Annotated in this window: 16 protein-coding genes and 4 tRNA genes; 7 read left to right on the plus strand and 13 right to left on the minus strand. The window is 70.6% G+C overall.

Features of this window, described 5'->3' with window-relative positions; all coding sequences use genetic code 11:
- Positions 1–2: 2 nt before the first annotated feature.
- The 6 genes from ACOJSN_RS06845 to ACOJSN_RS06870 all read right to left on the minus strand — a co-directional run bounded on the left by ACOJSN_RS06845 (position 3) and on the right by ACOJSN_RS06870 (position 2,262).
- Positions 3–626 carry a DUF5701 family protein gene (locus ACOJSN_RS06845; RefSeq protein WP_420111759.1) on the minus strand — a complete coding sequence of 208 codons (624 nt, stop codon included), beginning with the start codon at positions 624–626 and terminating at the stop codon, positions 3–5.
- A 67-nt stretch (positions 627–693) separates the two neighbouring features.
- On the minus strand, positions 694–1,173 hold the full coding sequence (locus ACOJSN_RS06850) for a hypothetical protein (protein ID WP_420111760.1): 480 nt from the start codon (positions 1,171–1,173) through the stop codon (positions 694–696).
- 204 nt (positions 1,174–1,377) lie between these two features.
- The gene (locus tag ACOJSN_RS06855) at positions 1,378–1,866 is read right to left on the minus strand and encodes a hypothetical protein (protein WP_420111761.1); all 489 of its coding nucleotides are present in this window, start codon (positions 1,864–1,866) and stop codon (positions 1,378–1,380) included.
- A gap of 83 nt (positions 1,867–1,949) precedes the next feature.
- Positions 1,950–2,025: transfer RNA gene (locus tag ACOJSN_RS06860), tRNA-Phe, on the minus strand.
- Positions 2,026–2,081: 56 nt separating this feature from the next.
- Positions 2,082–2,155, minus strand: a tRNA-Asp gene (locus ACOJSN_RS06865).
- 31 nt (positions 2,156–2,186) lie between these two features.
- Positions 2,187–2,262, minus strand: a tRNA-Glu gene (locus ACOJSN_RS06870).
- 399 nt (positions 2,263–2,661) lie between these two features.
- Between ACOJSN_RS06870 and ACOJSN_RS06875 the strand changes: the two genes are divergently transcribed.
- From ACOJSN_RS06875 to nagB, 6 genes are all read left to right on the plus strand, one after another.
- Complete coding sequence (locus tag ACOJSN_RS06875; RefSeq protein WP_420111774.1) at positions 2,662–3,012, plus strand: metallopeptidase family protein; 351 nt, start codon at positions 2,662–2,664, stop codon at positions 3,010–3,012.
- Between the two features lie 43 nt (positions 3,013–3,055).
- Entirely contained in the window at positions 3,056–3,457 is a 402-nt protein-coding gene (gene msrB, locus ACOJSN_RS06880) for a peptide-methionine (R)-S-oxide reductase MsrB (protein ID WP_420111762.1), read from the plus strand.
- Positions 3,454–4,209, plus strand: coding sequence for an endonuclease/exonuclease/phosphatase family protein (locus tag ACOJSN_RS06885; protein ID WP_420111763.1), 756 nt, complete (start codon positions 3,454–3,456; stop codon positions 4,207–4,209). The genes msrB and ACOJSN_RS06885 overlap by 4 nt, the downstream gene beginning before the upstream one ends.
- 5 nt (positions 4,210–4,214) lie before the next feature.
- Positions 4,215–5,132, plus strand: coding sequence for an EamA family transporter (locus ACOJSN_RS06890; protein ID WP_420111764.1), 918 nt, complete (start codon positions 4,215–4,217; stop codon positions 5,130–5,132).
- A 126-nt stretch (positions 5,133–5,258) separates the two neighbouring features.
- A complete protein-coding gene (locus ACOJSN_RS06895; RefSeq protein ID WP_420111765.1) occupies positions 5,259–5,555 on the plus strand; it encodes a GlsB/YeaQ/YmgE family stress response membrane protein in 297 nt (98 codons plus the stop codon).
- 82 nt (positions 5,556–5,637) lie between these two features.
- Positions 5,638–6,423, plus strand: coding sequence for a glucosamine-6-phosphate deaminase (gene nagB / locus ACOJSN_RS06900; RefSeq protein WP_420111766.1), 786 nt, complete (start codon positions 5,638–5,640; stop codon positions 6,421–6,423).
- Positions 6,424–6,434: 11 nt separating this feature from the next.
- On the opposite strand, the gene ACOJSN_RS06905 is transcribed toward nagB, so the two are convergent.
- On the minus strand, positions 6,435–7,274 hold the full coding sequence (locus ACOJSN_RS06905) for a fumarylacetoacetate hydrolase family protein (RefSeq protein ID WP_420111767.1): 840 nt from the start codon (positions 7,272–7,274) through the stop codon (positions 6,435–6,437).
- A gap of 193 nt (positions 7,275–7,467) precedes the next feature.
- Here ACOJSN_RS06905 and ACOJSN_RS06910 point away from each other — a divergent pair, with 193 nt between their 5' ends.
- Positions 7,468–7,734: a GlsB/YeaQ/YmgE family stress response membrane protein gene (locus ACOJSN_RS06910; RefSeq protein WP_420111768.1), complete on the plus strand. Its 267-nt coding sequence runs from the start codon at positions 7,468–7,470 to the stop codon at positions 7,732–7,734.
- A gap of 65 nt (positions 7,735–7,799) precedes the next feature.
- Here ACOJSN_RS06910 and ACOJSN_RS06915 read toward each other — a convergent pair whose 3' ends face one another.
- The 6 genes from ACOJSN_RS06915 to ACOJSN_RS06940 form a co-directional block, all read right to left on the minus strand.
- Positions 7,800–8,579 (minus strand): MerR family transcriptional regulator, encoded by a 780-nt coding sequence (locus ACOJSN_RS06915; protein ID WP_420111769.1) that lies wholly within the window; start codon positions 8,577–8,579, stop codon positions 7,800–7,802.
- Positions 8,580–8,594: 15 nt separating this feature from the next.
- On the minus strand, positions 8,595–9,356 hold the full coding sequence (locus tag ACOJSN_RS06920; RefSeq protein WP_420111770.1) for an ABC transporter permease: 762 nt from the start codon (positions 9,354–9,356) through the stop codon (positions 8,595–8,597).
- The gene (locus ACOJSN_RS06925; protein ID WP_420111771.1) at positions 9,353–10,135 is read right to left on the minus strand and encodes an ABC transporter ATP-binding protein; all 783 of its coding nucleotides are present in this window, start codon (positions 10,133–10,135) and stop codon (positions 9,353–9,355) included. Before ACOJSN_RS06925 ends, ACOJSN_RS06920 begins: the two co-directional genes overlap by 4 nt.
- Positions 10,136–10,214: 79 nt before the next feature.
- Positions 10,215–10,287 (minus strand) — tRNA-Lys (locus ACOJSN_RS06930).
- 28 nt (positions 10,288–10,315) lie between these two features.
- The gene (locus ACOJSN_RS06935; protein ID WP_420111772.1) at positions 10,316–11,143 is read right to left on the minus strand and encodes a transglutaminase-like domain-containing protein; all 828 of its coding nucleotides are present in this window, start codon (positions 11,141–11,143) and stop codon (positions 10,316–10,318) included.
- A gap of 49 nt (positions 11,144–11,192) precedes the next feature.
- Positions 11,193–12,506, minus strand: coding sequence for a D-arabinono-1,4-lactone oxidase (locus ACOJSN_RS06940; protein ID WP_420111773.1), 1,314 nt, complete (start codon positions 12,504–12,506; stop codon positions 11,193–11,195).
- Between the last annotated feature and the right edge of the window lie 168 nt (positions 12,507–12,674).

Below are 12,674 nucleotides of genomic sequence, written 5' to 3' on the forward strand. Positions count from 1 at the left end.
GCTCATCGTCGCACCACTCGTGCACCCGCCGAGGCCGACCCCAGCCACGTGTGCGGGTTGCGGTCCCAGCACCACCCGAGCTTCGGGGCGCGCTGTGAGATCCAGATCGCGGGCACCTTCTGCCCGCCGCGGCGCGAGCCCAGCAGCGAGAAGCACTTGTTCTTGCGCAGCATGTCGGGCCGCTGCGTGACCACCGCGATGCCCTCGGCGATCGTGAGCGGCGTGCGGCCTCGGCCCGTGACCGTGCCGAGCGCGGATTCGGGCGTGACGTTCGTGAACTCGGTCCCGGTGTCGATGTCGGTGAGCAGGTAGAGCGGGGCGTCCGGAATCGTGACGCCGGCGATCGGGGCGTACTCGCCGAGCTCGGCGTCCTCGATCATCAGGGTCGCGGGACGGTCGTCCTTCGTCATCAACAGCGCGCTCTCGCGCAGCGGCGCGTTCGGGACGAGCACGAACGGGATGTGGTCCTCGGGGTCGACCTCGCTCTGCTCGTTTGGCAGCAGGCCGGCGAGATGGCCGACGGCGGTGCGCAGGTCGCTCTCGGTGCTTCCCATGAGGGCGGGGTAGTCCAGGCGGAGCAGGTTCTCGAGCTGACGCTCGAGCTCGGTGGCGGTGGGGCTGGTCACGGTGACCTCCTGGTCTCGATCGGCCAGGGTTCAACGGTGATCGCCGTGCGGGTGTTCCCGCTCGTACTCACCCGAGCACGAGTTGCAGCAAGCCGAGAGCGATCGCGACCCCGAGGGCGATCAGGTAGCGGCGCCAGGTGGGGCGGCCGATGCCGATCAGCGCGCCGAGGGCTGCGGCGATCAGGCAGGCCACGAACGCGGCGAGGGCGATCCAGGAGTCGAAGGAGAACAGCCCGGTGACGATCATGCCCGCGAGCGCGATCAGGCCGATGTGTCCGCCGACGGGCACACGCCGTGAGGTGAGCGACTCGATCACGAGTGCCGTCAGCGTCGAGATCAGTCCGATCGCCAGCATCAGCAGCAGGAACCCGCCGAACGTCACGAGCAGATTCGTCACGTCGCCGAACGCGAGCATCGGCACAAGCACCAGGGTGACGAGCACCCCACCGGACCAGCAACGGAGCGCCTGTCCCACGCATGCGCGCCAGGACGGCGCGGGCGCCGGGAGCGGTGATGGCGCGTGCGGCGCTGTGGTCGGGAAGGTCACGCCTCAACGGTACGGGCCGAGGCAGCGAGCACGACCACGCCTACTGGGGGAGTTCAGCCCTCAGTCGCGCACCGGCCCGCCGAGCAGGGGGTTCTGCCCGCTACGAGCGGCTATACCGGGCAGAACCACCTGTTCGGGTGGGCGCAGTGGGCCGGCAGGCAGTGGGCCGGTAGGGCGTCGGCTACGGGCGGGCAGTCCGCCCGCTCAGGCGAGTGCCTCGGCGGCGTACCAGAGCGCACCGACCGCCAGGATGCCCGCAGTGACCACCGACGCTCGCACGGCCACAGTCCTGCGAGGTGTTCGGGCCAGGACCGCGAGCGCGGCGGCCGCGCTCGCCGCCGCACCGTAGCCGAGCGTCCAGGCACCCGAGCGCATGGCGAACCACGCCCAGCCGGCGAGCGACAGCCCGACCACGGCCACCTGCAGCCACGCCGGCGGTGCCGACCGGAGCGCCGCGGCGACGATCGCAATGAGCAGGAGCGCCGGGACCGCGGGCAGCAGCACGAAGATCAGCACGGAGTACCCGGCGAACGGTGCGGGCGGCACGTCTGCGCCGACCGCCACCAGTGCCCGGGCGACCGCGAAGGCCAGCGCCACAGCGAGCCAGCACCAGGCCGCCTGCGTGAGCGCGGCGGGCAACCACCACGGAGAGGCAGATGCCTCGACCGACCGGTGCACCGCCGTCGGGCTCATGATGGTGAGGCTACTCCGGAGCAGCCGGGAGAACGACTCAGCCCCGCGCCGGAAGTCCCGGGCGGGGCTGAACGATGCTGATCTGGTGGCTCCGACCGGCGTCGATCCGGTGACCTTTCGATTTTCAGTCGAACGCTCTACCAACTGAGCTACAGAGCCGTGGCGGCGGACCTCGATCGGCTGTCGTCGAACACCAACCTCGGCGAACCGTGCCGCGACCCCGACCGGACTTGAACCGGCGGCCTCCGCCGTGACAGGGCGGCGCTCTAACCAACTGAGCTACGGGGCCAGGTACTGCTGCTTCACATTGTGCACGAGTTTGGTACCCCCAACGGGATTCGAACCCGTGCTACCGCCGTGAAAGGGCGGGGTCCTAGGCCGCTAGACGATGGGGGCCCATCGATCGGGCGCCCGCGACGTGCCAGACGCCCCAGAACCTGGACGAGCATAAAGGAGCAACTGGCCCGGGGGCAAACCGAGCCGGTGTGGGACAGCCCACGACGTGCGCAGGCCCGGCTCGGCGCCGCCGGCCACCTCACAGCAACCCGGCACCACCCGGCGACGGCGAGTGCCTCGGCACGGCTGGAGACTCCGAGCTTCTCACGTGTCTTGCTCATGGTTGCGTCCTCCCCGACTGCCTTCTCGTGAGATGACGGCCGCGGCTCGCGCGGAGCGGCTCGATTGCGGCGTCGAGGTCAGCGAATCGGTGCCGCGGTGGGAGCAACGATTCCGTGGGCATCTCACCCGGCATCTCACCCCGATGACTCAGAGTGTGAGACTGGTGTCGTGATCGAGATGTCGCGTGAGGCGTTCGAGGAGGCAGTGGCGGACGGCCTCGACCTCATCCCTGAGGAGCTGGCCCGCCACATCAGCAACGTCGTGGTGCTGGTGGAGGACGAGCCGCCGCCGGAAGCCGAGGACGTCGATCTGCTCGGCCTCTACGAGGGCACGCCCCTGACCGAGCGGGGTGAGTGGTGGGCCGCGGGTTCGCTGCCAGACCGGATCACGATCTTTCGCAACCCCACGCTGCGGTTCTGCGAGCACATCGACCAGGTGGCCGAGGAGGTCGCCGTCACGGTGGTGCACGAGATCGCCCACCACTTCGGGATCGACGACGAACGGCTGCACCAGCTCGGCTGGGGATAGCGGCCGGAATGACCGGGCTCCCGGCGGCGTTGATACTGGCGTGATGGACGACAAGGTCACCAAGACCCACGAGCAGTGGCGTGCCGAGCTGAACCCGATGGAGTTCGCTGTGCTGCGCGAGGCGGCCACCGAGCGGCCGTTCACGGGCGAGCTGCTCGGCGAGCACCGCACCGGTGTCTTCTCGTGTCGCGCGTGCGGCGCCGAGCTGTTCCGCAGCGAGACGAAGTTCGAGAGCCACTGCGGCTGGCCGAGCTTCTACCAGCCGCAGGAGGGCGACGCGGTCGAGCTGATCGAGGATCGCTCGCACGGCATGGTCCGCACCGAGGTCCGCTGCTCCCGCTGCTCCTCGCACCTGGGCCACGTGTTCGACGACGCCCCGCAGACGCCCACCGGGGACCGCTTCTGCATCAACTCGGTCTCGCTGCGGTTCGCTCCGCAGGAATGACCCGCGTCCTCACCCTCAACCTCCAGCACGGTCTCTCGCGCGAGGGCACGGCCACCACCGCCGAACAGCTCGCAGGCGCGATGAGCGGGGTGGAGGTCGACGTGGTCGCGCTGCAGGAAGTCGACCGCGGCCAGCCCCGCAGCGGCGGCCTCGACCAGGCCGGCGTGGTCGCCGATGCGCTCGGCCTGCCGCACGTGCGCTTCGCCGCCGTGCTCGCGGGCGACGTCCGCCGGCGCAAGGCATCGCCGGCGCGCTGGGGGATGGTCGACGGCGCAGCGTACGGTCTCGCGATCGCGTCCCGTTGGCCCGTGGTCGCCTGGTTCGTCACTCCGCTGCCGCGGCTGCCCATCCGTCACCCGGTGCTGGCCAACGGGAGGGTCCGGTTGCGCGACGACGAGCAGCGCGGTGCGCTCGCGGCGGTCCTGCAGACGCCGCAGGGGCACCTCAGCGTGGTCAGCGCGCACCTGTCGCTGCTCGGACCGGTCGCCGCCGTGCAGGTGCGGCCGCTGCTGCGGTCGGCGGCGACGCTGCCCGGCCCGGTGCTCGTGTGCGGAGACCTCGACCTCGACCCGTGGGCGTTGCGCCCGCTCGCCCGCGGGTGGCAGTTCCCACGCGCCCTGACGTTCCCGTCGCGCGCCCCGCGCCGCCAGATCGATCATGTGCTCGCGCGAGGCATCGAGATCGAGCGAGCCGACGCCGTCGAGCTGGCTGTGTCCGACCACCGAGGCCTGCTGGCCACGCTGGCACACTGACCCCGGTGAGCACCGGGCCACCTGAGCGAGGACTGACGCGACCGCTCACCCGGGTGCCCGCACCGGCGCTGTTCGTGACCTCGGGCATCGCGCAGTACAGCGGCGCCGCGCTCGCGGTCGGATTGTTCGCGCTGGCGCCGCCGCACACCGTCGGGTGGGCGCGCGCCTTGGTGAGCGCCGTGGTGCTGCTGGTGCTGATCCGGCCGTGGCGGACCCCGTGGACGCGCAGCACGCTGCGGCAGACCGGGCTCTTCGGGGTGGTGCTCGTGGTGATGAACATGCTGTTCTACATCGCGATCCACTACCTGCCGCTCGGGGCCGCGGTGGCGATCGAGTTCGCCGGACCGGTGCTGGTCGCGGCGTGGGGGAGCCGCCACCTGCGCGGGCGGATCGCGGTGCTGCTGGCCGCGGCGGGCGTGGCCGCCATCAGCCTCGTGGGGCTGCGCTGGGACGAGGTGGGCGAGGCGGGCATCGGGCCGATGCTGCTGGGTCTGGCATGCGCCGTCGGGGCCGGAACGACCTGGGCCTGGTACATGGTGCTGGCCGGTCGGATCGCGGCCGTGCGTGACGGGCAGGCCTCCCTCGCCGTCGGCACCTCGATCGCGGTGGTGCTGCTCGCGCCGGTCGCGGCACCGTGGGCCGCTCCGCTGGTCACGTCCGGGGCCGGTATCTGGCTGGCCGTGCTCGGCGTGGGCGTGCTGTCCTCGGTGATCCCGTACGTGCTCGATCAGGTGGCGATCGTGCGCCTCGGCACCGCGGCCTTCGCGCTCCTCAACGCGCTGCTGCCCGCCACCGCCACCGTGGTGGGTCTGCTGGCGCTGCAGCAACGACCCACGGTCGGGGAGATCGCTGGCCTCGTGGCGATCAGCGTCGCGGTGGCGCTCGCGCCCCGCAAGCGTGCCCTGGGACCTGACGGCGCCTGAGGCAACCGCAAACCGGCACGGCGCGCGGTGCGTGTCGGGGCGCAGATGTGAGCCAGGCCACACTCCGGTGTGCCACAGTAGGGAGCGAGGAGGCACCACGCCTCCGCCCAGAAAGGGGTGGATCACATGGAGTGGAGTTTCGGCGGCATCATCGGAACGATCGTCTTCGGTGCCGTGATCGGCATCCTGGCGCGCTTCATCAGGCCGGGCAAGCAGAACATCAGCATGGTGGCGACCGTGGTCATCGGGATCATCGGCGCACTGGTGGGCTACTTCGTCTGGGGTCTGATCTCCGACCAGGGCGATACGCCGGGCATCGACTGGATCCGCTGGATCATCTCGATCGTCGTGGCGATCATCGGTATCGGCATCTACATCGGCGCGACCGCAGGCAAGGGGCGCGGCGGGGCGATCAAGAAGTAGCCGGCCGCGCGCACTCGACCTCGGGCCTCCGGCGTCGCAGCCGCAGGCCCGAGTCCTGTGCCGAGGGTGCCACACTGGCCTCGTGGAGGTCATCATCACCAGCGGTCCCGAGGAGATCGCCGCCATCGGAGCAGACGCGTTCTGCGGGCTGCTCGAGCGTCAGCCGGACGCCGTGCTCGGTCTTGCGACCGGGTCCTCGCCGCTGACCATCTACGACGAGCTGGCGCGCCGACACGAGGCCGGCGCCGTGAGCTTCGCCAGCGCGACCGCGTTCACGCTCGATGAGTACGTCGGCCTGCCCACCGATCACCCGCAGCGGTACCGCAACGTGATCGCCTCCGAGCTCACCGACCGCATCGACATCGACCCGGAACGTGTGCACGGACCCGACGGCAACGCCCACGACATCCCCGCTGCGTGCGCGGCCTACGAGAACGCGATCGCCAGCGCCGGCGGGGTGGACCTGCAGATCCTCGGGATCGGCACCGACGGCCACATCGCGTTCAACGAGCCGGGATCCTCGCTCGCCTCACGCACCCGCATCAAGACTCTGACCGCGCAGACCCGCGTCGACAACGCCCGGTTCTTCGACGGCGACCCCGACGCCGTGCCGCAGCACTGCCTGACACAGGGGCTGGCCACGATCATGGAGGCGCGCCACCTGCTGCTGGTCGCGACCGGGCGCGCCAAGAGCGAGGCGGTCCATCACCTCGTCGAGGGCGCCGTCTCGGCGATGTGGCCCGCCACGATCCTGCAGCACCACCCGAAGGTCACCGTGCTGATCGACGGAGCCGCAGCCTCCCGCCTCGCCCTGTCCGACTACTACCGCGAGACGTACGCGAGCAAGCCGGAGTGGCAGCGGTTCTAGCCCCAAGGGGGCTAGATGATCCGCTGCTTCTGCTGCCCGAGACCCTCGATGCCGATCTCGACCACGTCACCGACTGCCAGGTAGGGGAACCGGCCGGAGAGCGCGACTCCCTCGGGGGTGCCGGTGTTGACGAGGTCGCCGGGCTCGAGCGTGAGGTACTGCGACAGGTGCCACACGATCGTGGCGACGTCGAAGATCAGGTCCGCGGTGGTGGAGTCCTGCCGCGGCTCGCCGTTCACGGTCGACCACAGCCGCAGCGCGTTCGGGTCGGCGAGCTCGCTGACCGGCACCAGCGACGGGCCCAGCGGGTTGAAGGACGGCCCGCACTTGCCCTTGCTCCACTGCCCGCCGGACTCCTCGAGCTGCCACGTGCGCTCGGAGAGGTCCTGGCTGGTCACGAACCCAGCGATGTGGTCCCACGCCTGCTCGGGCGAGGTGAGGTAGCTGGCGCGCTTGCTGATGACCACGCCCAGCTCGACCTCCCAGTCGAGCTTCGCCGAGCCCGGAGGCAGGGCCACGTCGTCGTTCGGGCCGACCACCGTGTTCGGGTGCTTGAAGAACAGCACCGGCACCTCGGGCGGCGCGCTGCCGGACTCGGCCGCGTGCGCGGCGTAGTTCATACCGATGCACAGCACCGCGCTCGGCCGGGCGATCGGCGCCCCCACGCGCAGCTCGTCCGCGCCCTCGAGCACCGGGAGAGTCTCGATCGACTCGCGAACGCGAGTCACGCCGTCGGACGCCAGGAACGCACCATCGATGTCGGCGGTGAGCGACCGGAGGTCGCGTGTGATGCCGTTGTGGCGCACGGCGGGGATCTCCTCGCCGAGCTCGCCGAGTCGCAGGAGTTCCATGGTGTCCTTCCGTCGGGGTGGGGCCTCAGTCTGGCGCAGTCAGTGCCCGACGGCGGAGCGCGCCCGGATCGTAGGACACCGCGCCGCTTGGGTGACTCATCTCACATGCGCTAGACTGCTGGACCGCTTCGACCTGATCGGTTCGGAGCCCGGAGAGGGTCGGCCACGAGTCGACCAGCAAGGAGATGCACACATGGGCTTTCTCGGATTCCTCATCGTCGGTCTGATCTGCGGCACGCTCGCCAAGGCCATCCTCAAGGACCGCGCGGTCGGCGGTTGGGTCGCCAGCCTGGTGATCGGTGTGGTCGGCGCCTTCGTGGGCGGCTGGCTCGGCTCCATGATCTTCAACGTGGGGCTCGACGGCTTCTTCGACATCCAGACCTGGCTGCTGGCCCTTGGCGGCTCGCTGGTGGTGCTGTTCATCTACACGGCGATCACGGGCAAGCGCAGCAAGGCCTGATCTCTTGACCCTCTCGGGCGCTCCGGCACGGTGCCGGAGCGCCCGTGGCGCGCGTCGCGGGCGGCTCAGGGCCTGCGCCGCGAGTCCTCGGTGGTCCGTGCGATGCGGGTCCAGCCGCCTCGCCAGCCGCGCTCTTCGAGGAGCGCCAACAGCCGCTGAGCGGCGGGTGCCGATTCGAGCATCGTCGCATCCAGCAGATCAGCGAACGGGTCGTCGTACCCCTGGTCGAGATCGCCGGCCTCGGCGGCACGCGTCAGCAACCGGTCGAGGATGTCCGCGGTCTCGGCGACCGCGGGGTCGTCCGCGACGTAGTCGAGCGCGCCGCTGAGGAGGTGGTAGAGCCTGACCATGTCGGGATCGTCGAGGTCCCGGTGCTTGCCTTCCATGATCGACTCGATGCGGTCCGGGACCTGGGCGGCGACCATGATCCACGCGTCGCGCTCCAGCTCGATGTACCGCTCGTCGACGCCGAGTGCACGGACCCGGTCCAGGTAGCTCACCACGCTCGCCGGCAGCGCCAGGTGCTCACCCGCAGCGAGCCGAGCGAGCCGGCCGCGAGTGCGCTGCAGCCGCCGGGTCTCGGCACGCAGCTTCGCGTCGATGTCCCGCACGCCGTGTGCGAACTCCTCCGGGCTCGCATCCAGGAGCTCCTGCACCCGAGCGAGTGGCACTCCGGCCTCGGCCAAGGTGTGGATCCGGATCAACCGCACCACCGCTGCGGCGTCGTAGGCGCGGTAGCCCGAGTGGTCACGCTCGGGCTCAGGCAGCAACCCGATCCGGTGGTAGTGGCGCACCGCAGCCACGGTGACCCCGGCGTGGGCCGCGAGCCGGCTGATCGTCAGCATGGCGACCAGCGTGCCTCACGTGACCTTCCGACGATAGGTCACCATCGCCAGCACGTACGCGATCACCAGGATGCCGAGACACCAGGCCAGCGCGCCCCAGATGCCCGCACCGACCGGTGACCCGGCGAGCAGGTTGCGGATCGCGTCGACGATGAACGTGGCGGGCTGGTGCTCGGCGAACCAGCGCAGCGGACCCGGCATCGTCTCGGTGGGGACGAACGCCGAGCTGACGAACGGCAGGAAGATCAGCGGGTACGAGAACGCGCTCGCCCCGTCCACGGAGCGGGCGCTCAGGCCCGGGATCACGGCGATCCACGTGAGAGCCAGGGTGAACAACGCGAGGATCCCCACCACGGCGAGCCACGCCGTCGGCCCGGCCTGCGCGCGGAACCCCAGGAGGAAGGCGACGCCGACCACGATGGCGAGAGAGACGAGGTTGGCCACGAGCGAGGTGATCACGTGCGCCCACAGCACCGACGACCGCGCGATCGGCATCGACCGGAACCGTTCCACGAGGCCGCCGGTCATGTCGGTGTGCAGCCGCAGCGCGGTGTAGGCGATGCCCGAGGCGATCGTGATGAGCAGGATGCCGGGCAGCAGGTAGTCGACGTACGAGCTCGATCCGACGTCGATCGCGCCGCCGAACACGTACACGAACAGCAGCATCATCGCGATCGGCATGACCGCGGTGGTGATGATCGTGTCGGGACTGCGGGCGATGTGGCGCAGCGAGCGGCCGGTGAGAATGGCGGTGTCGCCGAGAACGTGCGTGGTCATGGTGCTCCCTGGCTGTCGGTGCCGACGAGGCTGAGGAACACGTCCTCGAGGGTCGGCTGCTTCTCGACGTACTCCACCGTGGCGGGCGGGAGCAGCCGCTTGAGGTCTTCGAGCGTGCCGTCCACCAGGATCCGCCCGTGGTGCAGGATCGCGATGCGGTCGGCGAGGCGTTCGGCCTCGTCGAGGTACTGCGTGGTGAGCAGCACGGTCGTGCCACCCGAGGCGAGCTGCTCGATCGCCCGCCACACCTCGATGCGGCGCTCCGGGTCGAGCCCGGTGGTCGGCTCGTCCAGGAAGATCACCGGCGGGTCACCGATGAGGCTCATCGCGATGTCCAGGCGGCGGCGCATGCCGCCGGAGTACGTGGCCACCTTGCGGTTGCCCGCGTCGGTCAGAGCGAACCGGGTGAGCAGGTCCTCGGCTACCCGGGTGGGCTCGCTCAGGTGGCGCAACCGGGCCACGAGCACGAGGTTCTCGCGCCCGGTGAGGATCCCGTCGACCGCGGCGAACTGCCCGGTGAGGCTGATCGACTCGCGGACACGGCGGGCCTCGGTGGCGACGTCGAAGCCGTGGACCGACGCGGCTCCCGCATCGGGCTTCAGCAGCGTGGACAGGATCTTCACCAGCGTGGTCTTCCCGGCGCCGTTGGACCCGAGGAGAGCCACGATGCTGCCCCGCTCGACCTCGAGATCCACGCCTTGCAGCACCGCGAGGTCGCCGAACGACTTCTCGAGGTTGCGCACGCTGATCGCCGGCGCTCCGGCCTGGTGTGCGTTCATGCCGGCCAGGATGCAGGGTTGATGCAGGATCAAGGTCAAGCCCGGGCTTCGGGCTCGCGGCGACCGGCGTGGAGTGGAGTGGGCCCCGTGGGGCTCGAACCCACAACCTACGGATTAAAAGTCCGCAGCTCTACCGATTGAGCTAGAGGCCCCGGTGGTGTGCAGCGGTCAGGATATCGGTCACGCCAGCTGGACCGGGTGCGTGTGGTCGTCCTCGGGCAGGTCGCCGTCGATCGTGGCGGTCACGGATTGCGGGCCCATGAGGATGCCCGATCCGTAGCTGGACAGGAACGCGGTGTCGGCGGCGTCGCGGCCGGTAGCGATGCGCAGGAGCGCGGGGCGGGGGGCGAGCCGGGTGCCGTCGACCACGTACCAGCGGCCGTCCACCCACGCCTCGGTGACCGCGTGGAAGTCCATCGGGCTCAGCCCCGGCGCGTACACCGCGACCAGGCGCGCGGGCACGTCGAGTCCGCGCAGCATCGAGGTGGTCAGGTGCGCGAAGTCGCGGCACACGCCTGCCCCGGCGAGGAACGTCTCGACCGAGCCGTCGGTGAACCTGCTCGAGCCGGGCACGTAGCGCAGGTGCTCGTGCACGAAGCCCGACACCGCGTTCACCAGCTCCATGCCGCGCGTGGAGCCGAACTCCCGCCGCGCCACCGGAAGCATCCTGTCCGACTCGGCATACCTGCTCGGCCGCAGGTAGATGTCCCGGTCGTCAGGGTTGTCAGGCGCGCTCGTGCGCAGATCGTCGTCCGAGGTCACGGTCGCGTCGTACCGCACCCGCACCTTGCCGCCCCAGGGGGTCGACGGCGGGAAGTCGATCGTGTGCATCACCCCGCCATGGGCGGTGGGGATCTCGACCAGGGTCAGCGCGTCCTCGTCCAGCGTCACCGCGAACGTCTCGTCGATCTCCAGCCCGGGCACGCGCGCGACCGCCATCTGCATCACCACCCGCGTGGCCCCCGCGATCGTGGTGAACGAGACGTCCGCGCTCACGGTGCGTCGCATGCGCGATCCTCCTCCACTCGGCCGTGTGCCGCCCCGAGGATAAGCCCGCTCACGCCCCGAAGACCCGCTCCGTGTACGCGTTCGTGAACACCCGATCGGGGTCGACGGCGTCACGCACCTCGAGCGCGTCGTCGAACCTGGGGTAGAGGGCGCGGAGCTGCTCGGCCCGGAGCCGGTGCAGCTTGCCCCAGTGCGGGCGTCCGGCGTGCTCGGCCATCATCGCCTCGACGGCCCGGAAGTAGCGGGCGTACGGCAGGCGCCGTGCCTGGTGCACCGCGATGTAGGCGGTGGGGCGGCGGTATGCGGTGGAGAGCCACACGTCATCGGCCGCAGCGAACCGCACCTCGATCGGGAACGGCACGTTCTCACCGGTGCGCCGCAGCCAGGCATCGATCTCATGCAGCAGCGGGACCACTGCCTCACGCGGTACGGCGTACTCCATCTCCCGGAATCGGACCCGCCGGCGGGCGGTGAACACCTCGTGGCTCGGTCCCCGGAAGCGGCGCTCGGTCAGCGCCCGCGCGGCGAACCGGTTGACCGCCGGCGTGAGTGCGCCGACGCTCGAGCACAGCTCGGTGGTCAGCGTCAGGCCTCCGTTGGAGAGCAGCTCGTCGTCGATCAGCCGCCGCACCGGGTGCAGCGGGGCCGCACCCGTGCCCTGCCGGTCGTTGACCTTCAGCTGCACCACCTCGCTGTGGGGCCACCAGTAGAACTCGACGTGATCATGGGAGCCGACCAGACCGCCGTCGTCCGTCACCGACTCGAGCACCTGCTCGAGAGGCACCGGGACCTCGTGGGCCTCGAGCTCGAAGGCCCGCACCACGCGGAGCGTGACCGCGGTGAGGACACCCGCGGCCCCCACCCCGAGCCGCGCGAGCTCGAACAGCCCCGGCCGCTCGTGCGGGCTTGTCTCGACGATCGCGCCGTCGGCGGTCACGAGCCGCACGGCCCGCACCTGGGTGGCAAAGCCGCCGAAGCGGGCGCCGGTGCCGTGCGTGCCGGTCGAGATGGCGCCGGCGATCGACTGCTGGTCGATGTCGCCCATGTTCTCCAGCGCCAGACCGCGCGAGGCGAGGTCGCGGCAGAGCCGGTGCAGCCGGATGCCGGCGCCCACGCGGACCTCCCGCGAGCCGTCCGCGCCCGCCGGACCCACGTGCTCGATCCGGTTCATGGCATCGAGGCTGAGCATCACGCCGTCGGTCGCCGCGCAGTCGGTGAACGAGTGCCCGGCGCCGACCACGCGCACGCGCGTGCCGCGCGATGCCGCCCATCGGACCACGGCAGCGACCTCCGCGTCGTTGCTCGGGCGCTCGATCACCTCGGGGCTCGCGCTCGCGGTCCGAGCCCAGTTCCGCCACACCATGACCTGATCCTGCCCCCTGTCGAAGTTCGCAGAAAATTGACAGGGTGGCGATGTCGATCGACGCCCTCGCCGCTCGACGGTCTTGTAGGAAGGCGCACACGGCGCCTCCACAACCAAGGAGCACCACGATGAAGTACATGCTGATCATGCGATCCACGGCAGCGGCGG

This window comes from Pseudactinotalea sp. (assembly GCF_048594945.1).
Classification (GTDB): domain Bacteria; phylum Actinomycetota; class Actinomycetes; order Actinomycetales; family Beutenbergiaceae; genus Pseudactinotalea.

Excerpts from the sequence above, each read along its gene's own strand:
- msrB (WP_420111762.1), top strand. The coding sequence starts at position 3,056 with ATGGACGACAAGGTCACCAAGACCCACGAGCAGTGGCGTGCCGAGCTG.
- ACOJSN_RS06915 (WP_420111769.1), bottom strand. The coding sequence starts at position 8,579 with ATGCTGACGATCAGCCGGCTCGCGGCCCACGCCGGGGTCACCGTGGCT.
- ACOJSN_RS06920 (WP_420111770.1), bottom strand. The coding sequence starts at position 9,356 with ATGACCACGCACGTTCTCGGCGACACCGCCATTCTCACCGGCCGCTCG.
- ACOJSN_RS06935 (WP_420111772.1), bottom strand. The coding sequence starts at position 11,143 with ATGCGACGCACCGTGAGCGCGGACGTCTCGTTCACCACGATCGCGGGG.
- ACOJSN_RS06895 (WP_420111765.1), top strand. The coding sequence starts at position 5,259 with ATGGAGTGGAGTTTCGGCGGCATCATCGGAACGATCGTCTTCGGTGCC.
- ACOJSN_RS06910 (WP_420111768.1), top strand. The coding sequence starts at position 7,468 with ATGGGCTTTCTCGGATTCCTCATCGTCGGTCTGATCTGCGGCACGCTC.
- ACOJSN_RS06855 (WP_420111761.1), bottom strand. The coding sequence starts at position 1,866 with ATGAGCCCGACGGCGGTGCACCGGTCGGTCGAGGCATCTGCCTCTCCG.
- ACOJSN_RS06925 (WP_420111771.1), bottom strand. The coding sequence starts at position 10,135 with ATGAACGCACACCAGGCCGGAGCGCCGGCGATCAGCGTGCGCAACCTC.
- ACOJSN_RS06905 (WP_420111767.1), bottom strand. The coding sequence starts at position 7,274 with ATGGAACTCCTGCGACTCGGCGAGCTCGGCGAGGAGATCCCCGCCGTG.
- ACOJSN_RS06885 (WP_420111763.1), top strand. The coding sequence starts at position 3,454 with ATGACCCGCGTCCTCACCCTCAACCTCCAGCACGGTCTCTCGCGCGAG.
- ACOJSN_RS06940 (WP_420111773.1), bottom strand. The coding sequence starts at position 12,506 with ATGGTGTGGCGGAACTGGGCTCGGACCGCGAGCGCGAGCCCCGAGGTG.
- ACOJSN_RS06875 (WP_420111774.1), top strand. The coding sequence starts at position 2,662 with ATGTCGCGTGAGGCGTTCGAGGAGGCAGTGGCGGACGGCCTCGACCTC.